The sequence below is a fragment of the Arthrobacter sp. C152 genome, assembly GCF_054890965.1.
Genome location: NZ_JBTZSU010000011.1, coordinates 14,722 through 38,819, shown reverse-complemented (window position 1 = coordinate 38,819; position 24,098 = coordinate 14,722). Strand labels below are relative to the sequence as shown.

Annotated in this window: 23 protein-coding genes and 1 riboswitch; of the genes, 18 read left to right on the top strand and 5 right to left on the bottom strand. The window is 67.9% G+C overall.

Translation table 11 applies throughout. The annotated features are described in order from the left end of the window. Positions 1 to 13 precede the first annotated feature (13 nt). Positions 14 to 676 (top strand): 16S rRNA (guanine(966)-N(2))-methyltransferase RsmD, encoded by a 663-nt coding sequence (gene rsmD, locus ACYSM9_RS10155; RefSeq protein WP_461856834.1) that lies wholly within the window; start codon positions 14 to 16, stop codon positions 674 to 676. A 6-nt stretch (positions 677 to 682) separates the two neighbouring features. Here the strand turns inward: rsmD and ACYSM9_RS10150 are convergent, their stop codons facing one another. Further along, complete coding sequence (locus ACYSM9_RS10150) at positions 683 to 1,465, bottom strand: spermidine synthase (protein WP_461856833.1); 783 nt, start codon at positions 1,463 to 1,465, stop codon at positions 683 to 685. Further along, positions 1,465 to 2,694 carry an aminotransferase class I/II-fold pyridoxal phosphate-dependent enzyme gene (locus ACYSM9_RS10145; RefSeq protein ID WP_461856832.1) on the bottom strand — a complete coding sequence of 410 codons (1,230 nt, stop codon included), beginning with the start codon at positions 2,692 to 2,694 and terminating at the stop codon, positions 1,465 to 1,467. Before ACYSM9_RS10145 ends, ACYSM9_RS10150 begins: the two co-directional genes overlap by 1 nt. 43 nt (positions 2,695 to 2,737) lie before the next feature. Between ACYSM9_RS10145 and coaD the strand changes: the two genes are divergently transcribed. The 7 genes from coaD to ftsY all read left to right on the top strand — a co-directional run bounded on the left by coaD (position 2,738) and on the right by ftsY (position 10,770). Then, the gene (coaD, locus tag ACYSM9_RS10140; protein WP_461856831.1) at positions 2,738 to 3,238 is read left to right on the top strand and encodes a pantetheine-phosphate adenylyltransferase; all 501 of its coding nucleotides are present in this window, start codon (positions 2,738 to 2,740) and stop codon (positions 3,236 to 3,238) included. 122 nt (positions 3,239 to 3,360) lie between these two features. After that, positions 3,361 to 3,885, top strand: coding sequence for a YceD family protein (locus ACYSM9_RS10135; protein ID WP_461856897.1), 525 nt, complete (start codon positions 3,361 to 3,363; stop codon positions 3,883 to 3,885). 36 nt (positions 3,886 to 3,921) lie between these two features. Next, complete coding sequence (gene rpmF / locus ACYSM9_RS10130) at positions 3,922 to 4,125, top strand: 50S ribosomal protein L32 (protein ID WP_009356569.1); 204 nt, start codon at positions 3,922 to 3,924, stop codon at positions 4,123 to 4,125. 20 nt (positions 4,126 to 4,145) lie between these two features. Beyond that, positions 4,146 to 4,874 carry a ribonuclease III gene (gene rnc / locus ACYSM9_RS10125; protein WP_461856830.1) on the top strand — a complete coding sequence of 243 codons (729 nt, stop codon included), beginning with the start codon at positions 4,146 to 4,148 and terminating at the stop codon, positions 4,872 to 4,874. A 6-nt stretch (positions 4,875 to 4,880) separates the two neighbouring features. Beyond that, positions 4,881 to 5,846 carry a bifunctional DNA-formamidopyrimidine glycosylase/DNA-(apurinic or apyrimidinic site) lyase gene (gene mutM / locus ACYSM9_RS10120; RefSeq protein WP_461856829.1) on the top strand — a complete coding sequence of 322 codons (966 nt, stop codon included), beginning with the start codon at positions 4,881 to 4,883 and terminating at the stop codon, positions 5,844 to 5,846. 107 nt (positions 5,847 to 5,953) lie between these two features. Beyond that, on the top strand, positions 5,954 to 9,541 hold the full coding sequence (smc, locus tag ACYSM9_RS10115) for a chromosome segregation protein SMC (protein ID WP_461856828.1): 3,588 nt from the start codon (positions 5,954 to 5,956) through the stop codon (positions 9,539 to 9,541). A 23-nt stretch (positions 9,542 to 9,564) separates the two neighbouring features. After that, positions 9,565 to 10,770 carry a signal recognition particle-docking protein FtsY gene (ftsY, locus tag ACYSM9_RS10110; protein WP_461856827.1) on the top strand — a complete coding sequence of 402 codons (1,206 nt, stop codon included), beginning with the start codon at positions 9,565 to 9,567 and terminating at the stop codon, positions 10,768 to 10,770. A 27-nt stretch (positions 10,771 to 10,797) separates the two neighbouring features. Here ftsY and ACYSM9_RS10105 read toward each other — a convergent pair whose 3' ends face one another. Further along, positions 10,798 to 12,039 carry an MFS transporter gene (locus tag ACYSM9_RS10105; protein WP_461856826.1) on the bottom strand — a complete coding sequence of 414 codons (1,242 nt, stop codon included), beginning with the start codon at positions 12,037 to 12,039 and terminating at the stop codon, positions 10,798 to 10,800. Between the two features lie 226 nt (positions 12,040 to 12,265). Here ACYSM9_RS10105 and ACYSM9_RS10100 point away from each other — a divergent pair, with 226 nt between their 5' ends. Both ACYSM9_RS10100 and ACYSM9_RS10095 read left to right on the top strand, forming a co-directional pair. Further along, positions 12,266 to 13,615 (top strand): ammonium transporter, encoded by a 1,350-nt coding sequence (locus tag ACYSM9_RS10100; RefSeq protein WP_461856825.1) that lies wholly within the window; start codon positions 12,266 to 12,268, stop codon positions 13,613 to 13,615. Then, complete coding sequence (locus tag ACYSM9_RS10095; protein WP_043453189.1) at positions 13,612 to 13,950, top strand: P-II family nitrogen regulator; 339 nt, start codon at positions 13,612 to 13,614, stop codon at positions 13,948 to 13,950. Before ACYSM9_RS10100 ends, ACYSM9_RS10095 begins: the two co-directional genes overlap by 4 nt. Positions 13,951 to 14,055: 105 nt before the next feature. Here ACYSM9_RS10095 and ACYSM9_RS10090 read toward each other — a convergent pair whose 3' ends face one another. Continuing rightward, complete coding sequence (locus ACYSM9_RS10090; protein WP_461856824.1) at positions 14,056 to 15,459, bottom strand: glucose-6-phosphate dehydrogenase; 1,404 nt, start codon at positions 15,457 to 15,459, stop codon at positions 14,056 to 14,058. Positions 15,460 to 15,543: 84 nt separating this feature from the next. On the opposite strand from ACYSM9_RS10090, the gene ffh reads away from it, so the two are divergent. Then, positions 15,544 to 17,127 (top strand): signal recognition particle protein, encoded by a 1,584-nt coding sequence (ffh, locus tag ACYSM9_RS10085; RefSeq protein ID WP_461856823.1) that lies wholly within the window; start codon positions 15,544 to 15,546, stop codon positions 17,125 to 17,127. A 98-nt stretch (positions 17,128 to 17,225) separates the two neighbouring features. Beyond that, positions 17,226 to 17,960, top strand: a complete 735-nt coding sequence (locus tag ACYSM9_RS10080; RefSeq protein ID WP_461856822.1) for an alpha/beta hydrolase — start codon at positions 17,226 to 17,228, stop codon at positions 17,958 to 17,960. Here ACYSM9_RS10080 and thiC read toward each other — a convergent pair. Continuing rightward, positions 17,957 to 19,774 carry a phosphomethylpyrimidine synthase ThiC gene (gene thiC / locus ACYSM9_RS10075; protein ID WP_461856821.1) on the bottom strand — a complete coding sequence of 606 codons (1,818 nt, stop codon included), beginning with the start codon at positions 19,772 to 19,774 and terminating at the stop codon, positions 17,957 to 17,959. The genes ACYSM9_RS10080 and thiC overlap by 4 nt on opposite strands. Continuing rightward, positions 19,769 to 19,876, bottom strand: a riboswitch (TPP riboswitch). It overlaps the preceding gene by 6 nt. A gap of 80 nt (positions 19,877 to 19,956) precedes the next feature. Between thiC and ACYSM9_RS10070 the strand changes: the two genes are divergently transcribed. From ACYSM9_RS10070 to rimM, 6 genes are all read left to right on the top strand, one after another. Next, on the top strand, positions 19,957 to 21,039 hold the full coding sequence (locus ACYSM9_RS10070) for an amidohydrolase family protein (protein ID WP_461856820.1): 1,083 nt from the start codon (positions 19,957 to 19,959) through the stop codon (positions 21,037 to 21,039). 110 nt (positions 21,040 to 21,149) lie between these two features. Further along, a complete protein-coding gene (locus tag ACYSM9_RS10065; RefSeq protein ID WP_461856819.1) occupies positions 21,150 to 22,025 on the top strand; it encodes a VOC family protein in 876 nt (291 codons plus the stop codon). A 107-nt stretch (positions 22,026 to 22,132) separates the two neighbouring features. Beyond that, positions 22,133 to 22,585 carry a hypothetical protein gene (locus ACYSM9_RS10060; RefSeq protein WP_461856818.1) on the top strand — a complete coding sequence of 151 codons (453 nt, stop codon included), beginning with the start codon at positions 22,133 to 22,135 and terminating at the stop codon, positions 22,583 to 22,585. A gap of 181 nt (positions 22,586 to 22,766) precedes the next feature. Next, positions 22,767 to 23,189, top strand: a complete 423-nt coding sequence (gene rpsP / locus ACYSM9_RS10055; RefSeq protein WP_043453174.1) for a 30S ribosomal protein S16 — start codon at positions 22,767 to 22,769, stop codon at positions 23,187 to 23,189. Position 23,190: 1 nt separating this feature from the next. Next, the gene (locus tag ACYSM9_RS10050) at positions 23,191 to 23,433 is read left to right on the top strand and encodes an RNA-binding protein (protein WP_013601399.1); all 243 of its coding nucleotides are present in this window, start codon (positions 23,191 to 23,193) and stop codon (positions 23,431 to 23,433) included. Between the two features lie 118 nt (positions 23,434 to 23,551). Beyond that, positions 23,552 to 24,097 carry a ribosome maturation factor RimM gene (gene rimM, locus ACYSM9_RS10045; protein ID WP_461856817.1) on the top strand — a complete coding sequence of 182 codons (546 nt, stop codon included), beginning with the start codon at positions 23,552 to 23,554 and terminating at the stop codon, positions 24,095 to 24,097. The last annotated feature ends 1 nt before the right edge of the window (position 24,098 follow it).

Below are 24,098 nucleotides of genomic sequence, written 5' to 3'. Positions count from 1 at the left end.
ATGGGCAGGCGGCATGACGCGGATTATTGCGGGAGCCGCCGGCGGCACGCCGCTGACGGCCGTCCCCGGTTCCCTGACCCGGCCAACCACCGACAGGGTCAAGGAAGCGCTGTTTTCCCGCCTCGATGCTTTCGACGCCATTGCCGGTGCCCGGGTGCTGGACCTGTATGCCGGTTCGGGGTCCCTGGGGGTGGAGAGCGGCAGCAGGGGAGCGGCGTCGGTGGACCTCGTTGAATCCGATGCCAAGGCCAGCGCCGTATGCCAGCGCAACGCCGACCTTATTAACGGTGTGCTGGGCCGCAAGGTGGTCACCGTGCACCGATCCAGGGTCGAGCCGTTCCTGGAGCGCGCCGCCGCGGCCGCGGCCTGGGACCTCGTGTTCCTGGACCCGCCCTATCCGCTGGAGGAGGCGGCACTGTCATCGGTGCTGCAAAAGCTTGGCGGCCACCTGGCCCCCGGGGCCGTCGTGGTGGTGGAGCGGTCATCCCGTTCGCCGGAGCCGGGCTGGCCCGGGAGCGTGACACGGTTTGCGGAGAAGAAATACGGGGAAACCCGGCTGTGGTTTGCCGAGCCGTTCGTCCCCGACGCCATCGACCAGGACGACCTGCCCCTCCTGGCGGACGCCGAACAGGAAGCTGCGCAGGAAACCGTCCGGGAGCCGGACGGGGAGGCCTAAGGGGCCTCAGCCGGCCAGCTGGTCCATGTCCACTCCCGCCAGGACTTTGGCCGGATGCGGGCCGCGGGCAACCAGCTCCGCCGTCCACTGTCCGGGCCACTTCCCCTGCGTTCCGGCGAGGATGATGTTGCCCGGGTACCTGCCCTCAAACATTCCCGCCTCCGCGAAAGCTGCCACGTCGCCCATGACGGCCCGCAGGGCAGCAACCTGGCTCCGCACCAGCGTCAGCCCCGGCTCGTCGCCCACGTTGACGATCAGGATCCCGTCCGGCCGCAGGCGGGCCTTCGCCTCCCGGTAAAACCCGGTGGAGGCGATGTGGGCGGGCGCCTCGGGTCCGGAAAAGATGTCCAGGATCACGACGTCGAACGTCAGTCCGGGGTCAAGCGCGCCCAGCGCCTCGCGGGCGTCGCCGATGATGGTCGTCAGGTCGGTGCCCTCGGGCAGGGGCAGGTACCGGAGGACGAAGTCCAGCAGTTCGCGCTCCAGTTCCACCGCGTACTGCACGGAGCCCGGGCGGGTGGCCTGGATATACCGGGCGAGGGTCAGGGCTCCCGCTCCAAGGTGCAGCGCCCTGACCGGCTGTCCGTCCGGGGCGGCAAGGTCCACCAGGTGCCCGATCCTGCGCAGATACTCGTAGAAGATCTCGGCGGGCCGTTCAAGGTTGACGTGGGACTGTTCAGCGCCGCCGATGCTCAGGACGTAGCCGCCCTCGGTGAACGCGTCCGGTTCGATGGTGGCGTGCTGGCCCGTGGTCCGCAGGAACCGGGAGGTTGTTCCGGCGCCGGCCATCAGAGCTTTCCACGCAGCCTGGCCAGCCGCTCCGCCGCCTCTTCCAGGACCTCATTTTTCTTGCAGAAGGCGAACCGGAGCAGGCTGCGGGTGCGTCGGGCGCCTTCTTCATGGCAGAACACAGGGACCGGGATGGCGGCCACGCCCACCAGCGCCGGCAGCCGCCGGGCAAGGTCCAGCGCGTCGGTGATGCCCAGCGGTGCGGTGTCGACGTTGACGAAGTAGGTGCCCTGCGGGGTGAAGACATCGAAGCCGGCGGCGCGCAGCCCCTGGCTGAGGATGTCGCGTTTCTGCTCCAGCGCGGTGGCGATGCCCTGGTAGAACCCGTCCGGCAGGGCCAGGCCCTTGGCGATGGCCGACTGGAACGGGGTGCCCGAGCTGTAGGTGAGGAACTGCTTCACGGTGCGGACGGCAGCGACCAGTTCCGCGGGCCCGCTCAGCCAGCCGACCTTCCAGCCGGTCAGGGAGAAGGTCTTTCCGGCCGAGGAAATCGTGATGGTTCGTTCCGCTGCCCCGGGCAGTGAAGCCACAGGAGTATGGGGTACGCCGAACGTGAGGTGCTCGTACACTTCATCGGTGATGATGATGCTGCCGTGCCTGGCGGCAAGCTCCACCACGCGCTGCAGCACGGCCGGCGGGAACACGGCACCGGTGGGGTTGTGCGGATTGTTCAGCAGCACCACCCTGGTCTGCGCAGTGAACGCTGCCTCCAGGGCGTCCAGGTCGGGCATGAACCCGGGGGCGGCCAGTGGAACGGTGGTGTGCGTGGCGCCGGTCAAGCCAATGATGGCCCCGTAGGAGTCGTAGAAAGGCTCGAACGTCAGGACCTCGTCGCCGGGCCGGGCGTACGCCAGGAGGGCGGCAGCAATGCCTTCCGTGGCGCCGGTGGTGATGATGACTTCCGAGGCAGGGTCCAGGGCCAGCCCGTAAAACCGCTCCTGGTGGGCCGAGACGGCCTCCCGCAGTTCGGGGATCCCCTTGCCGGGCGCATACTGGTTGGCTCCGGCGGCGATGGCTGCCCGGGCAGCCTCCCTGATTTCCGCAGGCCCGTCCTCATCCGGGAAACCCTGGCCAAGGTTGATGGCGCCGGTCTGCAAAGCCAGCGTCGTCATCTCTTCGAAGATGGTGACGCCCAGGCCGCCGCCGGGTGAAAGGAGGTTGGCCCCGAGCGCCGCGCGCTGCCACGGAGCGTGTGCCAGGGGCATGGAAAGTTCCCGTGCAGGATGCATCCAGTCATGGTATCCCGGCCGTGCCATGGGGTAGGTTCGGTGCATGAGACGCGCTGTTTGCCCCGGATCCTTCGACCCCATCCACAACGGCCATCTCGAAGTGATTGCCCGTGCCGCCGGGCTCTTTGACGAGGTCATCGTGGCCATCTCCACCAACTACGCCAAGAAGTACATGTTCACCCTGGACGAGCGGCTCGAGATGGCGCGGGAAACCCTCGCCTCGCTCAAGGGCATCGTGGTGGAACCGGTGGGCGAAGGGCTGCTGGCCGAGTACTGCCGCCAACGCGGCGTGTCCGCCATCGTCAAGGGGCTGCGGTCATCCTCGGACTTCGACTATGAGCACCCCATGGCCACCATGAACCGGCAGCTGAGCGGGGTCGAGACCGTCTTCCTCCCGGCGGAGGCAAGCTACACGCACCTGTCGTCCACGCTGATCAAGGAAGTGGCGTCCCTGGGCGGGAACGTGACCGACTACGTGCCCAGGTCCGTGCACCGGCGCATGTTGTCCGGCGAGCCTCCGGCCGACCAGCAGCCCAAACGGTAAGCTTGTCCGGTACTTCGGCGCAGCCTCCGGCCGGTTTGAGTCGCTGTGGCTCTTCGGGCTAGGATGGTACGTCGGTCATATGTTCAACAGGAGTTCTCATTAAAAGAGATGCTGGTTCGCCCCTGGCGTTCGACGTCAAGGACCTCGGGCGCAGCCCGGGAAGCATGCGGACACTGAAGGAACATGTACCCGCACCGGGTGATCTTGGTGTGGCGCTCATTGGTGTTCAGGAAGGCTCGGATGTTGAGCTCGACCTGAGGCTTGAGGCCGTACACGAAGGAATTCTGGTATCTGGAACCGTTGTCGTCGGTGTAACCGGCGAGTGCGGCCGATGCCTGGATCCCCTTGCGTATGACCTTGAGGTCAATGTGCAAGAACTTTTCTTTTACGAAGGCGCTGAGCTTTCGGACGGAGAAGATGATGAAGAGCAACGTCGAGTCGAGCACGATGTAATCGATCTTGAACCGGTGTTGCGGGACGCGGTTGTCACCAACCTGCCGTTCCAGCCGGTGTGCCGGGAAGACTGCCAGGGTCTTTGCTCCCAATGCGGAGTCCGCCTGGAAGACGAGCCGGGGCACCACCACGAGGTCCTGGATCCTCGCTGGGCTGCCCTAGCTGATATGGCTAAGCCTGACCGGCAAAATTGATTTGTACGTGTTTGTCTAGAGAGAAATGAGTTAGCCGTGGCTGTTCCCAAGCGGAAAATGTCTCGCTCGAATACCCGCGCCCGCCGCTCGCAGTGGAAGGCGACCGCCCCCCACCTGGTGAAGACCGTTGAAAACGGCCAGGTTACCTACAGCCTGCCGCACCAGGCAAAGGTCGTCACCGACTCTGCTGGCACCGCGCTGTTCCTTGAGTACAAGGGCCGCAAGGTCGCTGACGTCTAATCGGCCGACAGGCTGGAAAGATGTCTTCAACTGAAGAGCTTCTGAAGCGTCTCGGTGTCACTATTGACGCCGGGACGCTTCGTCTTGCGCTCACCCACCGTTCGTACGCGTACGAGAACGGCGGCATTCCCACCAACGAACGCCTGGAGTTCCTGGGCGACTCCATCCTGGGCTTTTCGGTCACCGACGCGCTGTACCGGGACAACCCGGAACTGCCCGAGGGCGACCTCGCCAAACGCCGCTCCGCCGTTGTCAGCACCAGGGCGCTGGCCAACATCGGACGCAGCCTGGGCATCGGCGAGTACATCTACCTTGGCCAGGGCGAAAAGCTCACCCAGGGCAAGAACAAGGCGTCGATCCTCGCCGACACCATGGAAGCCCTGATCGGAGCCACCTACGTCTCCAACGACATTGAGACGGCGCGCCAGCTGGTCATGCGCCTGATCGGCCCGCTGCTCAAGGACGCGGCCGTCCTGGGGGCCGGCACCGACTGGAAGACCAGCATCCAGGAGCTTGCGGCGAGCCGCCAGCTGGGCACCATCCACTACGGCGTCGACGGCGCCGGCCCGGATCACGCCCGCACCTTCACCGCCGTGCTGAGCATCGGCGGAACGGCCTACGGCAAGGGCACGGGACACTCGAAGAAGGAAGCTGAGCAGGAAGCCGCCGCAGACGCCTGGCGCACGCTCACCGGGACGGGCGGCCAGGACGCCGCCGGCGCGGCCGCAGGCTCCATCGCCGCGAAGTAGTCCGCCATGCCCGAACTGCCCGAAGTGGAAGTGGTGCGCCGCGGCCTGGTGAGCTGGGTCCGGGGCAGGACCATCGAGGCTGTCGAGGTCCTCGACCCGCGCTCCATCCGCCGTCACGCGCTGGGGACCGCCGACTTTATCGGCAACCTTGAAGGTGCCGTGGTGGCCGACGTCGTGCGGCGGGGGAAGTTCCTGTGGCTGCCGCTGCTGGACGGCGGGCCGGGAACCGGGCCGGCCGGGGAGGTTCCGCAGCCGCATGTGGCCCTGATGGCGCACCTGGGCATGAGCGGCCAGTTGCTGATGCAGGACCCCGCGGTGCCGGACGAGAAGCACCTCAAAGTCAGGTTCCGGCTCAGCGCCCGCGGGGGCATGCCGGAACAGTTGAGGTTCGTGGACCAACGGATCTTCGGCGGCCTGTTCATCACCTCACTGGTTCCCACTGACGACGGCGGCCCCGGCGGCCTCGCCGAATCGCCCCTCCCGCTGATCGCCGGCGAGGCCGCGCACATCGCGCGGGATCCGCTGGACCCGGCATTCTCCTTTGAGCTCTTCTACCGGCGCCTTCGAAAGCGGAAGACCGGCCTGAAGCGCGCCCTGCTGGACCAGGGCCTGGTCTCCGGCATCGGAAACATCTACGCCGACGAAGCCCTGTGGCGGTCCAGGCTCCACTATGCGCGCCCCACCGATACGCTCCGCCGCGCAGAGGCCCAGCGCGTCATCGACGGCGTCCGCGAGGTGATGCTGGACGCCCTGGCGGCCGGCGGCACCAGTTTCGACTCCCTGTACGTCAACGTCAACGGTGCCTCCGGGTACTTCGACCGGTCCCTCAACGCCTACGGGCGCGCAGGAGAACCGTGCAAGCGGTGCGCCGCGGCCGGGATCCACGCGACCATCCGCCGTGAGCAGTTCATGAACCGCTCCTCGCACACCTGCCCCGTCTGCCAGCCGCGCCCCCGCAACGGGCGCTGGTAGCCCCCGCTGCAGCCTTCCGCCCCGATATCCCGCGAAATTCCGCGGCCAGGCAGTAGATTGAGGGAAGCCGAGCAGCCGCTTCAGCCACTCAGGAGATCCGAAAAGCCTTGCACCTCAAAAGCCTCACCGTCCGGGGGTTCAAGTCCTTTGCGTCCGCCACCACCTTCGAGTTCGAACCGGGCGTAACGGCCGTCGTGGGCCCGAACGGGTCCGGCAAATCGAACGTCGTGGATGCCTTGGCCTGGGTCATGGGGGAGCAGGGCGCCAAGACCCTCCGCGGCGGGAAGATGGAGGACGTCATTTTCGCCGGAACGTCCGGCCGGCCGCCCCTGGGCCGGGCCCACGTTTCACTGACCATCGACAACACCGACGGCGCACTGCCCATCGAATACAGCGAAGTCACCATTTCCCGGACCCTGTTCCGCACCGGAGGCTCGGAGTACGCCATCAATGGGGCCGCCTGCCGGTTGCTGGACATCCAGGAGCTGCTGTCAGACTCCGGGCTGGGCCGTGAGATGCACGTCATCGTCGGCCAGGGCCAGCTGGACCGCGTCCTGCACGCCACCCCCGAGGACCGGCGCGGCTTCATCGAGGAAGCCGCCGGAATCCTCAAACACCGCAGGCGCAAGGAGCGCACCGTCCGCAAACTCGAGGCCATGCAGGCTAACCTCCAGCGCCTCACCGACCTCACCGGCGAAATCCGGCGTCAGCTCACGCCGCTGGGCAAGCAGGCAGAGGTGGCCCGCCGCGCCCAGCGTGTCCAGTTCGATGTCCGCGACGCCCGCGCCCGCCTGCTCGCCGACGACCTTGTCCAGCTGCAGCAGGCGCTCGAAAAGGACGTGGCGGACGAGGAAGCACTGAAGGCGCGCCGGACCGCCGTCGAACAGGAACTCGAAACCGGACGCAGGCAGCAGGCCGCCCTGGAACAACTGGCCGCGGAGGCCACCCCGCGGCTCAATGCCGCCAGGGATACCTGGTACCGGCTGTCCACGGCCCGGGAGAGGCTGCGTTCACTCGGATCGCTCGCCGGCGAACGCAGCCGCTTGCTCGGATCCGAGGATGAAGCGCCCGTGTCCGGCAGGGACCCCGACCAACTGGACCGGCAGGCAGCCCGGGTGCGCCAGGAACTGGCCGAACTGGAACAGGACATCGCGGGCCGGCAGGACAAACTGGAGTCGGCCACGGCCGCGAAGGCCGAGGCCGAGCGGGCCGCGCTGGCGGAGGACCAGCGGCTGACGGCAGAACTCCGGGCACTGGCCGACCGCAGGGAAGGGCTGGCCCGGCTGGCAGGGCAGGTCGCCGCGGCGAGGTCGCGGGTGGAGTCCGCCCAGGCCGAACTGGGCCGCCTCCGGGAATCCCTTGCCGCCGGGACGGAGCGCCGCGCCCGCGCCCAGGCGGAGTTCACGGCGCTGGAAAACCAGGTAGCGGGCGTGGAAGAGGGCGAGGAGTCCCTCGACGCCGACTACGAGGCCGCCAGCGAAGTCCTGGACGCCGTGCTGCAGGAAATCGCCGACCTCAAGGCCGCCGTGAACGAAGGGATCCGCAAACGCGATGCGCTGGCAGCACGCCTCGAGGCGCTGAAGCTCGGCCTGGACCGCAAGGACGGCGCCCGGCATGTGCTGGATTCGGGGCTCGCCGGGGTGCAGGGGAGCCTCGCCGCGGAATTGACCGTTCGCAGCGGCTACGAGACGGCCGTGGCCGCCGCCCTGGGTGAGGCGTCAGGAGCCGTCCTGGTGCGGGACCAGGCAGCGGCGGCTGACGTTCTGCAGCTGCTTAAGGACGACGACGCCGGGCGGGCGTCGCTGCTCCTCGCGTCCGCCGCCGCGGACCATCAAGGCGGCACCGGTGCCGGGCCGCTCCCAGACGGGGCGGCGTGGGCAGCGGACCTGCTGGACGGCCCCGCCGGCCACCTGCCGCTGGTCAGGCACCTCCTGTCCGGAACCGCCGTCGTCGACGGCATGGATGCCGCGGCCGTGCTCGTGGCCGCCAGGCCCGGCCTGACGGCGGTCACCCGGGAAGGCGACGTTTTCACCGCCGTGTCCGTGACGGGCGGCTCGGCCTCGGCACCGTCCCTCCTGGAGGTCCAGGCAGCAGTGGACGACGCCGGCCGCGACCTGTCGGCCGTCACCGCCGGCCTGGAACGGAACCGGTTCGCCCTCGCGGCAGCGGAGGCACGGCGCGCCGGGGCGCAGGAGGCAGCGGACGCCGCGCTGGACAAGCTGCATGAATCAGATGCACGCCTGGCTGCCGTGGCCGAACGGCTCGGCCACCTTAACTCGGTCCTGCGCAGTGCCGTCGGGGAAAGCGACCGGCTGGCGGCATCCCTGGCCCGGGCGGAAGAGAACGTGGCGGCGGAAGAGGAAGCGCTGGCGGCCATCACCGCACGGCTTGCCGCCGCCCAGGAAGTGCCAGTGGAGCAGGAACCTTCCACCGGCCAGCGCGACGCCCTGGCCCGCGCCGCGTCTGCTGCCCGGGCAGCCGAGGTGGAAGCGCGCCTCTCCCTGCGCAGCGCCGAAGAGCAGCTCGCGGCCACCCGGAACCGGGCGGTGTCCCTGGAACGGGCGGCTGCCACCGAACGGCGGGCCCGCGAGGAAGCGGCTGAACGGGCCCGCCGGCGCCGTGTCCAGTCGCGGCGGGCCGCGGCCGTTTCCACCGCCGTCGGCGCTGCCCTGCGCTACGTGGATGTCTCGGTGGACCTGGCCCGCCACGAACGGGACCAGGCGGAGGAAGACCGGGAACTGCGCGACCGGTCCCTGCAGGATATCCGCCAGGCCAACGATGCCCTGGCCCGGGAACTGGCTGACCTCACCGACAACGTGCACCGCGACGAGCTCGCCAGGGCACAGCAGCGGGCCAGGATCGAGGCGGTGGAAACCCGCTCCGTCGACGAACTGGGCATCACCCCCGAAGCGCTGGTCGCCGAATTCGGGCCGCACGTTCCGGTACCCGTGCCGGCGGAGGAGTCCGGCGACAAGTGGGCGGCCCTGCGCGCCCCGGTTGATGCCGCCGGCGAGGAGATCCGGGACGGCAAACCCTTCGTCCGGGAAGAACAGGAGAAACGGCTGCGCAAGGCCGAACGCGACCTGGCCAGCCTGGGCAAGGTCAACCCCCTGGCCCTGGAGGAGTTCGCCGCTCTTGAAGAACGCCACCAGTTCCTCAGCACCCAGCTCGAGGACCTCAAAGCCAGCCGCCGCGACCTGCTGGACATCATCAAAGAGGTGGACGAGCGGGTACAGCGCGTCTTCACCGAAGCCTTCGAGGACACCCAGGCGCAGTTCGTGCGGGTCTTCGAGCGCCTCTTCCCCGGCGGCGAAGGGCGGCTGGTCCTCACCGACCCCGCCGACATGCTCACCACCGGCATCGAAGTCGAAGCCCGCCCCGCGGGCAAGAAGATCAAGCGGTTGTCGCTGCTCTCCGGTGGTGAACGCTCGCTCACCGCTGTGGCGCTGCTGGTGGCCATCTTCAAGGCGCGGCCGTCACCGTTCTACGTGATGGACGAAGTGGAGGCCGCCCTGGACGACACGAACCTGGGCCGGCTGATCACCATCTTCGAAGAACTCCGGGAGTCCAGCCAGCTCATCGTCATCACCCACCAGAAGCGCACCATGGAAGTCGCGGACGCGCTTTACGGCGTGACCATGCGCGGCGACGGCGTTTCCACCGTGATCAGCCAGCGCCTCGGTGCTGGAGTCTAAGGGGCCTGTGAGAAGCTAGGGGAGTGAATGACATCCTTCCCATAATCCTGTCCATCCTTGCTGCCCTGGTGGTTATCGGCGGGCTGATTCCGGTCCTGCTCAAGACGCGGAGGAACATCACCCGGTACCCCGGCACCCGCGATGCCAACGATCCCGAGGTCCGCTCCGGCGGCAGCACGGCGGTGCTGGACCGCGAGGGAACGATCGAACGCCATGCCCCGGCGGGCGCCGACGTCGAAGGCCTGGAAACCACCACGGTTCCCGACGACGCGGCCGGGCTGGAAGTCATCCCCGTTGAAACCCCGCTGCCCGTCGCCGGGCGGCTCACCCGGCTGCGCGAGCGGCTGGTCCGCTCCAACAACATCATGGGCAAGGGACTGCTGGCCCTGCTCTCCAGCGACAAGATCGACGAGAGCGTCTGGGACGAGGTGGAGGAAACCCTCCTCCTCGCGGACCTGGGCACCGAGCCCACCATGCAGCTCGTGGACGCCCTGCGGGAACGGGTGAAGGTGCTGGGCACCAGGACCCCGGAACACGTCAAGGCCATGCTCCGCGAGGAACTGATCAAGATCGTGGACCCCACCATGGACCGCAGCCTCAATGTCCAGCGCCACGGCGACAAGCCCGCCGTCATGATGGTGGTGGGCGTCAACGGCGTCGGCAAGACGACCACCGTCGGCAAGCTGGCCCGCGTGCTGGTCGCCGAGGACAAGGACGTCATCCTGGGCGCCGCCGACACGTTCCGGGCGGCCGCCGCCGAGCAGCTGGCAACGTGGGGCCAGCGCGTGGGCGTTCCCACCGTGAAATCGGACCTCGACGGCGCCGACCCCGCCTCCGTCGCCTATGAGGCCGTCAGGGCAGGCATTGACCAGGAAGTGGACGTCGTCATGATTGACACCGCCGGCCGCCTCCAGAACAAGGTGGGCCTGATGGACGAACTCGGCAAGGTCAAGCGCGTTGTGGAGAAGCTGGCCGAAGTGGACGAAGTGCTGCTGGTGCTGGACGCCACCACCGGCCAGAACGGCCTGAACCAGGCACGCGTGTTCTCCGAAGTGGTCAACATCACCGGCATCGTCCTGACCAAACTGGACGGCACCGCGAAGGGCGGCATCGTTGTCGCCATCCAAAAGACGCTGGGCGTGCCCGTGAAGCTCATCGGCCTGGGCGAAGGCGCCGACGACCTTGCCCCCTTCGAAACCGAAGGGTTCGTTGACGCCCTGCTGAACTAGGAACACCTCACTGCGGCCCGCCCTGTCTTAGGACAGGGCGGGCCGCAGTGTTTCCCGGGTGGCCAGCCAGGCAGTGGCGGCCACCAGCATGACCCCGCCCGTGACCCCGAAAGCCCAGCCGAAACCAAGCCGGTCCGCGAGCACACCTGCCACCACAGGCCCCACGATCGCGCCGACGTCGGACGTCATCTGGTAGACGGCGAGCACCTTGCCTCCTGACCGGCCGTTGCCGATCACGTCGGCGATGGCGGCCTGCTGGGCTGGGCCGAAGAGTCCGGCGCCGATGCCAGCCACCGCGGACGCGGTGAGGAACCACACGACATCGGACGTCAGGCCGATCCCCGCGGTCGCCAGCCCGGCCACCGCTAGCCCCCACAGCATCATGGGTTTGCGTCCCAGCGAGTCCGCCAGCCGCCCCGAAAAGGTCAGCGCCGCGGCGTTGCCGGCCGCGAACACGGCAAGGGCCAGCCCGGCAGCCTCCGGACCGGCGCCGACCGCGGCAGCCGCGAACAGTGGAACCGTCGCCATCCGGACGCCGAACGTCGCCCAGCCGTTGGCAAAGCTGGACGCCAGGGCGGCCCGGTACGGCCCGGTCGCCAAGGCCTCCCCGAACGGCATATCGGGAGCCCGGTGCTCGGCCGGCGCGGACCCGCGCCGCTGATGGCTCAGCTGGGTCTGCACCACCGTGGCCGCCACCACCAGGGCCGCAGCGTAGGCGAGGAACGGTACCCTCAGGCCAAGGCCGGCCAGCAGCCCGCCCACGATGGGCCCGCAGACATTCCCGATCAGGAACGCGGAGGCGTACGCGCCGGAAATCCGCCCCCGGCTTTCGGGGGGCGCGAGCCGTACCACGAGGGCCATGGAGGCTACCGTGAACATCACCGAACCCGCGCCGCCGAGTCCGCGGAACAGGAGCAGCTGCCAGTAGCTGCCGGCAAAGGCACACGCGGCGGTTGACGCCGCCACGATCAGCAACCCGGACACATACACGGGCCGTTCGCCGAGCTTCGCAATCAGGGCGCCGCCCGCTGGGGCGAACACCAGGCGCATGAAGGCGAAGATGGCCACGATCACTGCGGCCTCGGTGTTTCCCACGCCGAAGGTTGTGGCGAATTGCGGCAATACGGGCGCAACAAGCCCGAAGCCAAGGGCAATCAGGAACGCCGCGGCCAGCATCACCACGATGTCGCGGGGAAGCTTCTCCCGCCGGGGCCGCAGGCGGGCCAGGATCCTTGAAGTGGCGCCGCTTCCGCGGGGTGATGCCGTCATGGTGCACAAGTCCTTGCTGAACCGGTAGAGGGGTGGCTGCGCGAACGCCGAAACATAACCGTAACAAAGCGGATATGCACCATTTACTTCCTAGAGGTTGTTGTAACAGACCGGCAATCTAAATCCTCCGCGGGCGAAACACGCCGGCGACACACTCATTACAGGACGCAAAAAGGCGTTGGCAGGCGGAGCGATCCGCAAGATTCGATGAGAGAGGACGTGCACCATGGAACTTACCGCAGGTCACGTTTGGGTCATGGTGGCGGCAGCGCTCGTGCTGTTCATGACACCCGGTCTGGCATTTTTCTACGGCGGCATGACCCGCGCCAAGGCAGCACTGAACATGATGATGATGAGCTTCATCTCCATCGGCATGGTCGGCGTTGTGTGGGTCCTGTGGGGCGCCTCCATGAGCTCGGGCGAAGGGTTCCTGGAAATCGTGGGCAACCCGTTCGCTACCTTCGGGCTTGAGGGGATTACCACGCCCGACGGGCTGATCAAGGTCGGCTACGCGGCCACGTTCGCCATCATCACCGTCGCCCTGATCAGCGGCGCCATCGCCGACCGCGCCAAGTTCGGTGCCTGGTCCGTGTTCGTTCCCGTGTGGGTCACGCTGGTCTACTGCCCGCTGGCCTACATGGTCTGGGGCGGCGGCCTGTTCGGCCCCGAAGGCGCCATCGGAAAGGCTCTCGGCCCCGCGATCGACTTCGCCGGCGGCACCGTTGTCCACATCAACGCCGGTGTGGCCGCGCTGATCCTGGTCCTGATCATCGGCAACCGCAAGGGCTTCGGCAAGGACCCCAACCACCGCCCGCACAACATTCCGTTCGTCATGCTGGGCGCCGCCATCCTGTGGTTCGGCTGGTTCGGCTTCAACGGCGGCGCCGCCACCACGGCGGAACAGGGCGGCCTCATCTGGATCAACACCCTCGCAGCCCCGGCTGCCGCCATGCTCGGCTGGCTGGTGACCGAGCGCATCCGCGACGGCCACCCCACCTCCCTGGGCGCCGCGTCCGGCGTCGTCGCCGGCCTCGTTGCCATCACCCCGGCCTGCGCCAACGTCAGCCCGGTCGGTGCACTTGGCCTCGGCGTCGTTGCCGGTGTGGCCTCCGCCCTGGCAGTCGGCCTGAAGTTCCGCTGGGGCTTCGACGACTCGCTCGACGTCGTCGGCGTCCACCTGGTCTCCGGCATCATCGGCACCGTGGCCCTGGGCTTCATCGCCCTGCCCACCGACGGTGTTGGCGGCGGCCTCTTCTACGGCGGCGGACTGACCCAGCTCTGGGCCCAGCTGGCAGCAGCCGGCATCGCGATCGCCTACTCGGCAGTCCTGACGGCCATCATCGCGCTGGCCATCCACAAGACCATGGGCTTCCGGGTCTCCCAGGAACAGGAAACGGTGGGTGTGGACCTCAGCCTGCACGCCGAGACCGCCTACGAATTCGGCCTCAGCGGCCACGGCGGAAGCTTCCAGCCGCTGCACGACATGATCACCGGCAAGGCCCAGGCGGAATCCGCCCAGGCACAGGGTGCGCAGCAGAGCCAGTCAGCAACAGGTAAGGAAAGCGTGGGGGCATGAAACTGATCACCGCAATCGTCAGGCCGGAAAAGCTCGAAGCCATCCGGGAAGGACTGGAAGCCTACGGCGTACAGGGCCTGACGGTCAGCGCAGCCAGCGGATACGGACGGCAGCGAGGCTACACCGAGGTCTACCGCGGAGCCGAATACAACGTGGACCTGCTGCCGAAGATCCGGGTTGAAGTCCTGGCCACCGATGAACAGGCGGATGACATCCTGGACGTCATCATCGCCAGCTCCAACACCGGCCGTGCCGGGGACGGCAAGGTCTGGACCATCGACGTCCACGAGGCAGTGCGGGTCCGCACCGGTGAACGCGGAGTAGCCGCGATCTAGGGCAAGGAAAAACAGGACGGGGCGGGAACCGGAAGGTTCCCGCCCCGTCCTGTTTCGGCGTTAAGGCTGCCTCTGACGCCGCCTTCGCGGCGCCGGCTGGGCTGCTTAGTCCTTGCGCCGGTTGGTGGGCCAGGACGCCGGGCCAGCCGAGCCGGCGTCGTACTCCTCCAGCGGCACCTCACCGTTCCCCCATGCCTTCAGCACCGGTTCCACGATCCGCCAGCAGTCCTCCGCCGTGTCGCTGCGCACGGACAGGAGCGGATCGCCCGTCAGGACGCCCTCGAGGACCTCGCCGTAGGGGAGGAGGTCGGAGGCGCTCAATTCGGCCTCCAGGGTGACCCGGCCCAGGCTGAAGATGTTCCCCGGTCCGTTGACGTCGACGTCGAACGCCAGCGTGTCAGGGCCGAAACCGATCCGCAGCTGGTTGGGCGAGTCCACGCCCGTGAAGCCGTCCGGGAGGTGGGGTACCGGCAGGAACGTCACCACTGCCTCCTTGCGCTTGTCGCCCAGGGCCTTGCCGGAGCGCAGGATGAACGGCACGCCGCGCCAGCGCCAGTTGTCGATGTCCACCCGGATCTCGGCCAGCGTCTCCGTTTCCCTCCCCGCGTCCACGCCTTCCTCGCTGGCGTAGTCGGGGACGTCCTTGCCCGCCACCGTGCCGGCCGTGTACCGCGCCCTGCGCGTTGAACCGCTGAAGGGCGCGCGGACGCTGCTGGCGCGCAGGACCGTGGATACGGCGTCGCGCAGGTCGCGCTCGCCGATGGTGGCGGGAGGCTCGATGGCCATCAGGGCCATGACCTCCAGGAGGTGGCTCTGGATCATGTCGCGCAGGGCCCCGGCGCCGTCGTAGTACCTGGCACGGCCTTCCAGCGCCAGGTTCTCGTCGAAGAAGATCTCCACCTTTTCCACGTGCTGCCGGTTCCACACCGGCTCCAGGAAGTTGTTGGCGAACCGCAGCCCGAGGATGTTCAGGACAGTGGCCTTGCCCAGGAAGTGGTCAACGCGGTGGATGTGCTCTTCCGGGACCAGACGGGCCAGGGTCCGGTTCAGGGAGCGGGCTGACTCCTCGCTGGAACCGAACGGCTTCTCCATCACCAGTCGGGTGCCCTCCGGCACCTCCTCCGGGCTGAGCGTTTCGCAGGCTTGCTGGCTGATCCGCGGCGGGAGTGCAAAGTAGACGGCCACCGGCCCCGGCAGGTCCGCCAGCAGCCGTGCCAGCTGGCCCCGGGCCGTCACGTCCAGCTGGTGGTAGACCGTATCCTTCTGCAGCGCCGCGAGCGATTCCTTGCCATCTGCATCGGCAGCGCCGGCGGCGGGGCCAAAGGAAGCCTGCACCCGCTCCCGCCACTGTTCGGGGGTCCACGGGTCCGAGCCCGCCCCCACCAGCCGCAGGCCCTCCGCCCGGCCCGCGGCCACCAGGCGGGCCAGCCCGGGCAGCAGCAGCCGGCCGGTCAGGTCGCCGGAGGCACCAAGGATGAGCAACGTCTTCACAGTTGTCTGGCTCGTCATCTGGCCAGCATGCCATCTACCTGGCCCGACTTGGTACCCTAGATAGTCGAGTCCCGATCATCTCCTGAAAGAAGTTCACGGCGCGTGTTCAATTCACTCTCTGACCGGTTGACAGCAACCTTCAAGAATCTCCGCGGCAAGGGCCGCCTGACGGAGGCCGACGTCGATGCCACCGTCCGGGAGATCCGCCGCGCCCTGCTGGATGCCGACGTCGCTGTCCCGGTCGTCCGTGAATTCACCGGCCGGGTCCGCGAACGCGCCCTCGGTGCCGAAGTTGCGGCGGCGCTGAACCCCAGCCAGCAGATCGTCAAGATCGTCAACGAGGAACTCGTGGAGATCCTCGGCGGCGAAACCCGCAGGATCAGGCTGGCGAAGAACGGCCCCACCATCATCATGCTCGCCGGCCTCCAGGGTGCCGGTAAGACCACCCTTGCCGGCAAGCTGTCCAAGTGGCTGAAGGCCCAGGGCCACAGCCCCATGCTGGTGGCCTGCGACCTGCAGCGCCCAAACGCCGTCACGCAGCTCCAGGTGGTAGGCCAGCGCGCCAACGTGCCGGTCTTCGCCCCGCACCCCGGCGCCACCTCCCAGGAACTGGACCAGCCGGCCGGCGACCCCGTCGCCGTCGCCCGTGCCGGTGTCGAGGAAGCCCGCCAGAAGCTGCACGACGTCGTCATCGTCGACACCGCCGGACGCCTCGGCATCGACGCGGACATGATGGAGCAGGCCCGTCAGATCCGCCGCGCCATCGTCCCGAACGAAGTCCTCTTCGTGATCGACTCCATGATCGGCCAGGACGCCGTGAACACGGCGCTCGCCTTTGACGACGGCGTCAACTTCACGGGCATCGTGCTGTCCAAGCTCGACGGCGACGCCCGCGGCGGTGCGGCGCTGTCCGTCGCCTCGGTCACCGGCAAGCCCGTCATGTTCGCCTCCACGGGCGAAGGCCTGGACGACTTCGAACTCTTCCACCCCGACCGGATGGCCTCGCGCATCCTGGACATGGGCGACATCCTCACCCTCATCGAACAGGCCGAGAAAGCCTGGGACAAGGATGAAGCGGCCAGGATGGCGAAGAAGTTCGCCGACCAGGAAGACTTCACCCTCGAGGACTTCCTGGCCCAGATGCAGCAGATCCGCAACATGGGCTCCATGAAGAAGATGCTCATGATGATGCCGGGCGCGCAAAACATCCGCCAGCAGCTTGAGCAGTTCGACGAGCGCGAAATCGACCGTGTCGAAGCGATCGTCCGCTCGATGACGCCGCACGAGCGGGTGGCGCCCAAGATCATCAACGGCTCCCGCCGGGCACGCATCGCCCGCGGTTCCGGCGTCCACGTCTCCGAGGTCAATGGCCTGCTGGAGCGCTTCGCCCAGGCCCAGAAGATGATGAAGAAGATGGCCCAGGGCGGCATGCCGGGCATGCCCGGGATGCCCGGCCTTCCGGGCGCCGGCGGCGGGGCGCGGAAGAATGCCAAGAACGCCCCGAAGAAGAAGGCCAAGTCCGGCAACCCGGCCAAGGCGGCGCAGGAGCGCAAGGAGGCCGAGGCGCGCCGTGCCAACGCGTCCAAGGCGCTGCCCACCGGTGCAGCGTTCGGCCAGCAGGGTGGCGACTTCGATCCCTCCCAGCTGAACCTGCCCAAGGGCTTCGACAAGTTCCTCGGCAAGTAGCGGCCCAACTCAGTAGCGCCAAGTGTCGTTTTGAGCGTTCAAAACGACACTTGGCGCTACCTACTTGGGATGTCGGTGCCGTGGAATAGGGTTGGGAGATGTTCAAGCAGAGGGTAGTGTTCGTGCACGGCGCCGGAAGCTTCGGTGCCGCAGCGTGGCCGCGCCAGCACGGCATGGCGTTGTCCTACGATGCCCTGTTCCTGCGCCGGCACGGGTACGACCCCGTCGCCGAACCCGCGGAGTCCTCTTTCACGGAGGACATGGACATCGTGCTGCGGTCACTGGCCGACGACGGCCGGGGAGCTGCCGGGGGACATGTGGTGGCACATTCCCAGGGGGCCATCGCCGCCATGATGGCCGCCGTCGAACGCCCCGACCTTGTATATTCCCTGACCCTGGTGGAACCGGCGTGCCTCTCGCTGACCGCCGAACTGCCGGCCACTGCGGCGCACATCAGCCTGATGCGGCCCCTCCTGGAGGTCCGGCACCAGCTCGGCGACGAGGACTTCCAGCGCGAGTTCGTCCGCCGCGTCTACGCCACGGACCTGCAACAGCCGGCCACCGCAGAGGAAAAGCGCTCCGCCCGGAGGCTGCGGCTCCAGGTACCCTCATGGGAGGCGCCGCTGCACATCGTTCCGGGCGTTCCCACCCTTGTCCTGACCGGGGGCTGGGAGCCGCTGTACGAGGAGATTGCGGGCTACCTGCGGGAGACCGGCGCCCGGCACCGCGTTGCCGCGGGCGGGCACCGGCCCCATGATTCGCAGGACGGCGACCACGCCATCCGGCAGTTCATTGGCGAGGTCAGCCGGAGCGAACCGGCCCGGGCGTCCTAGCTGCCCGCGGGCACCTTCAGTTCAGGAAGGTAGACCTTGCCGCCGGCGGCGAGGAACTCCTCGCTCTTCTCCCGCATTCCGGATGCCATTTCCGCCAGCGCCGCCTGCGAATCGGCCGACCCGTATTCGTCCCGGATGTCCTGGCTGATCCGCATCGAGCAGAACTTCGGCCCGCACATGGAGCAGAAGTGGGCCGTTTTGGCCGGTTCGGCCGGAAGGGTTTCGTCGTGGAACGCCTCGGCCGTCTCGGGGTCCAGGGACAGCGCGAACTGGTCCCGCCAGCGGAACTCGAAGCGGGCCTTGGACAGGGCGTCGTCCCGTTCGTGCGCGCCCGGGTGCCCCTTGGCGAGGTCCGCGGCGTGGGCCGCGATCTTGTAGGTGATCACGCCCGTCTTCACGTCGTCCTTGTTGGGCAGGCCCAGGTGTTCCTTCGGGGTGACGTAGCAGAGCATCGCGGTGCCGTACCGGGCGATTTCCGTGGCGCCGATGGCCGAGGTGATGTGGTCATAGCCGGGGGCGACGTCGGTCACCAGGGGGCCCAGGGTGTAGAACGGGGCGCCCTTGCAGAGTTCCTGCTGGCGCTCCACGTTTTCGCGGACCAGGTGGAACGGCACGTGGCCGGGGCCTTCCACCATCACCTGGACGTCGTATTCCCAGGCGCGCTGGGTGAGCTCTGCCAGGGTGTCCAGCTCGGCGAACTGGGCGGCGTCGTTGGCGTCCGCGGTGGCACCGGGGCGCAGGCCGTCGCCCAGGGAGAACGCGACGTCGTACTTGGCGAAGATTTCGCAGAGCTCGTCGAAGTGGGTGTAGAGGAAGTTCTCCTGGTGGTGTGCAAGGCACCAGCCGGCCATGATGGACCCGCCGCGCGAGACGATGCCCGTGACCCGGTTGGCGGTCAGCGGCACATAACGCAGCAGCACGCCGGCGTGGATGGTCATGTAGTCCACGCCCTGCTCGCACTGTTCAATCACGGTGTCGCGGAAGATCTCCCAGGTCAGGGCGTTCGCTTCGCCGTTGACTTTTTCCAGGGCCTGGTAGATGGGAACGGTGCCGATCGGCACGGGGGAGTTGCGGATGATCCACTCCCTGGTGGTGTGGATGTCGTCGCCGGTGGACAGGTCCATGACCGTGTCGGCGCCCCACTGGGTGGCCCACTGCAGCTTGTCCACCTCTTCGGCGATGGAGCTGGTGACCGCAGAGTTGCCGATGTTGGCGTTGATCTTCACCAGGAAGGCCTTGCCGATGATCATCGGCTCGGATTCGGGGTGGTTGATGTTGCTGGGGATGATCGCCCGGCCGGCGGCCAGCTCGCTGCGGACCAGTTCGACGTCGCAGTTCTCCCGAAGCGCCACGAACCGCATTTCCGGCGTGATGATCCCCTGCCGGGCATAGTGCATTTGGGTCACCGTGCGGCCTTCGACGGCGCGGCGGGGCACCGGCTGCGCGCCCTTCCACTCTGCCGAGGCGGCGCCGCGGCGCAGCGCCGAGCGGCCGTCGTCGAGCAGGTTCCGCTCCCGGCCGCTGTACGCTTCGGTGTCCCCGCGCTCTGCGATCCACTGCTCCCGGAAGGGCTGCAGGCCGCGTACCGGGTCGCTGCCCGGGCCCGCAGTCCGGTACGTCCGGAAGGGAGGGTTGGGCTGGCCGTTCGGCGAATCCTGCAGCGCAATCTCGGTCACCGGGACCCGGATCCCGGACCCGGCGTCTTCGATGTACGCCAGCGAATGCGACTTCAGGGACTGGGTCACCTGCGGTGCTTCCGCGGACTCCCCGGCCGGGATCCGGGCAGGGTTCAACTGGGTGTTTTGTGTACTCAAGGAATACTCACTTCCTTCGCCGGCATTACCCGGACAGGTTCAACGGTCGCAGGCTGCGTCAGCCCGATCTCAGCCCCTGCAGGGGCACCCGTGTGGTCAGGAACGAAGCTACCACACGCCCCGCAGCGAGCCCCGTAACATTCCCCGGTGCTAGCCTGTGCGGGCAGCGAAAGGAAGTACCGATGCCAGAAGTCATCGAGTTCAGCGGCCCCATCCTGACCGGCCCGGAGAGCGTGGAGCACGGGCTCTGGTCGGTCGATGGCCGGCTCACGTTCAGCCGCCCTGCATCACCGCCTGGCCGGATCCTCGACGGGTGGGTGCTGCCGGGGTTCGCGGATGCCCACTGCCATATTGGCCTCGGCCCCGGCGGGCCCGTCGACTCCGCCACCGCTGAAGAGCAGGCCAGGGCAGACCTCAACGCCGGAACACTCCTGGTCCGGGACGCGGGCTCGCCCGCGGACACCCGCTGGATGCAGGGCGGCCGGGACTTCCCCGTCCTCATCCGTGCCGGCCGGCATATTGCGCGGACGCGGCGCTACCTGCGGGGGTTCGCGGAGGAAGTCGAGCCGGACGGCCTCGTCGAGGCCGTCCGCAAGCAGGCGCGCGACGGCGACGGCTGGGTCAAACTGGTGGGGGACTGGATCGACAGGGGCATCGGTGACCTGGCGCCGTCCTTTCCCGCCGCCGTCGTACGCGATGCCGTCCAGGCCGCCCATGACGAAGGCGCCCGGGTAACGGCCCACTGCTTCGCCGAAGACACCCTCGACCAGATGCTCGACGCCGGCATCGACTGCATCGAGCATGCCACCGGGCTCCTGCCCCGGCACCTGCCGCGCTTCGCGGAGCAGGGTGTGCCGATCGTGCCCACCCTGGTCAACATTGCAACATTCCCCCACATCGCCGCGCAGGCGGAGCCGAAGTTTCCCCGCTACGCCGCCCACATGCGGGCGCTCTGGGAACGCCGGGCCGAACGGGTAGCGGAGGCCTATGAAGCCGGCGTGCGGATCTTCGCCGGCACGGACGCCGGCAGCGTCATCCGCCACGGCCGGATTGCGGACGAAATCCTGGCCCTGCACGCCGCCGGCCTCCCCATGGCCGCCGCCCTGGACGCGGCCTGCTGGTCAGCCCGTACGTGGCTGGGAGGGGACAATCTCGCCGAAGGTGCCCGGGCCGACGTCGTGGTGTGCGCCGAGGACCCGCGGGCAGTGCCAGAGACGGTCAGGGCGCTTGCGCACGTCGTGCTCGGCGGCCGGCTCATCCGGTGAGCCGAAGCCGCCGGAGATTCCCTGCCCGGCACTTGGAATAAATTGAAGCTTCAAGTAATTTTAATGGGTGGACACCTCATCCGGAGGGCCCGCACCACAGGGAGCATTCAATGACTGCAGAAGCCACCACCCAGGACCTCCTACCCGCCGACCTCGCCATGGGCACCGTCATGCTCAAGGTGGGCGACATGAAGGTCATGACCGACTACTACCAGCGCGCCCTCGGCCTTGACGTCGTGGCGGAACAGGACGGGGGACTGTACCTGGGCCGGCTCCGGAAGCCGCTGGTGCACCTCGCGCCGGCCCCGGGCCTGAACCTCCCCGGCAGGGGCGAGGCGGGCCTCTTCCACACCGCGCTGCTCTTCGAGGACCAGGCGTCCCTGGCGGCCACCATTGCCACCGCCGCGCAGTACGAGCCGCGGGCCTTCACCGGCAGCGCCGACCACCTCGTCAGCGAGGCCTTCTACTTCACCGACCCCGAAGGCAACGGCATCGAGCTCTACTGGGACCGGCCCCGCAGCAACTGGTCATGGAACGGGACCGACGTCGTCATGGACAGCCTGGCCCTGCCGCCGCAGCGGTACCTCGAACAGCACCTCACCGAGGAATCACTTGAAAGCCAGCGCGCCACGGCCGCCGGCGTCGGGCACGTGCACCTGCAGGTGGGCGACGTGCAGACCGCGCGCGATTTCTACGTCGGAACACTCGGCTTCGAAAAAACCGCCGGCTGGCACGGCCAGGCGTTGTTCGTCTCCGCCGGGCGCTACCACCACCACATGGCCATGAACGTCTGGAACAGCCGCGGCGCCGGTCCCCGCAAGGACACGCTTGGCCTGGGCGAGGTGCTCATCGAAGTTCCCGCCGGTGACGACGTCGGGGCGCTGGCTGACCGGCTCAAGGTCGCCGGAGTGCCAGCCCACCACACCGGCGCCGAACTCCGCTTTGAGGATCCGTGGCGCAACAAGCTCCGCGTGGCCATCCGGTAGGGCCATGCGTGCGTGGCCCTGCCCGCAGCTACTAGGCTGATGCCGTACACCCGGGCGGCCAGCGGCGCCCGGAATGCAGCTTTGCCGACGGAAGAAGGGCACATCCCATGGGCTTCACTGAGATCTTTGTCGCCACCCATGACGCAGCACTGAAACGCGCCGGCGTCCTCGACGAAGGACGCGGCGGTGCCGCCGCAGCGCCTGCCGGGCAGGCCGTGCGGATCCAGGGGATCAGCGATTTTGAAGTGGAGCAGCTGGGCGACCTCGCCGGAACCGCGGTGCACGCCGGCGGGGCCGACTACGAGCTGACGATGGTGGATGTGGCCAGCGACTCGCTCCTTGCCGTGCCGGCCGCCATGGTCCGCGCCCTGGCCGACCTGCTCACGTATGAGACCGAGGGCGAAGGCAACGTCCTTGACGACGTTGCCGAGCAGTGGGCCGCCCAGGAGGACATGCCCTTCGGCGCCGTCCAGGCCCGGGACTACGTCCAGCAGCTGGCGGAGCTGGCCGCCGGAATCGGCGATTCCGAACGCACGGGCCTGTACGTCTGGTCCGCCTGAACCGTGTGACGGCCGCCAAGTCGAATTAACGCCACTGATCTGGCACAATGGTCAGGTACTCGATCCGCGCGGCCCCTCTCTCCGTGTCCGGATCCTGTCCTTCGAACCCCCAAGTATGGCCCGCCCCACGGGTGCAGAAAGCCGGGTTCACCCCTTTTCTGAAACAGGAGTGACCACAAAAGTGGCCGTAAAGATTCGCCTTAAGCGCTTCGGCAAGATGCGCGCCCCGTACTACCGCATCGTCGTCGCCGACTCACGCACCAAGCGTGACGGCCGCGCCATCGAGGAAATCGGCAAGTACCACCCCACCGAGGAGCCCTCGTTCATCGAGGTCAACTCCGAGCGTGCACAGTACTGGCTGTCCGTCGGCGCCCAGCCGTCCGAGCAGGTTGCCGCGATCCTGAAGATCACCGGTGACTGGCAGAAGTTCAAGGGCCTGCCGGGCCAGGAAGGCACCCTCAAGACCAAGGTCGAGAAGGAAGCCTTTGTTGCCCCCGAGAAGGGCTCCGTCATCATCCCGGAAGCCATCACCAAGAAGGCTTCCAAGTCTGACGCTGCCGAGGCTCCGGCCGACGCCGAAGCTGAGACCACCGAGGCTGAGTAAATTGCTGGCAGAAGCGCTGGAACACCTGGTCCGCGGGATCGTCGATTCCCCGGACGACGTCAAGGTCAGCTCGAAGAGCAACCGCCGCGGGGACACCCTCGAGGTACGGGTTCATCAGGATGACCTTGGCCGGGTGATCGGCCGCCAGGGCCGCACGGCGCGCGCACTGCGCACCGTGGTGGCAGCGCTGGCCGGCGGCGAACCGGTCAGGGTCGACGTCGTCGACACCGACCGCCGCCGCTGAGCGCCTGGCAACAACAGCTTTTCCTCCGGCCCCTCCACCTGCAGGTGGAGGGGCCGGACTGCTTTCACCAACACGGTGCCTTCACCAAAAGACACCACAATCCGGAACAGGGGAATACATGCAGCTTCAGGTGGCGCGGATCGGCAAGCCGCACGGAATCCGCGGGGAAGTCACGGTCCAGGTCCTGACCGACGCCCCTGGGGACCGGTTCGTGCCCGGCACGCAGTTCGTCGTTGAGCCGGCCTCCTCCGGGCCGCTGACCGTCTCGAGCGCGCGCTGGAACAAGGACATCCTGCTGCTGGGCTTCGAGGAGGTGGCGGACCGGAACCGGGCCGAGACACTGCGCGGCGCCAAGCTCTTCATCGAAACCGAGGAGCTCGACGAGGACGACGACGAGGGCTGGTACGAGCACGAGCTGGTAGGCCTGGAGGCCCGGGTCGGCTCACAGGTGGTCGGCAAGGTGACGGCGCTGAACACCATGCCCGTCCAGGACCTGCTCATGGTCACCACCCCCGCCGGCGACGAGATCCTCATCCCGTTCGTGGAGCAGATCGTGCCCGAAGTGAACATCGAGGAAGGCTTCGTCCTGCTCACCCCGCCGGACGGACTCTTCGAACTGAACTCCGAGGAAGCCGGCACCGACGGCCCTGAAGGCAGGGACTAAG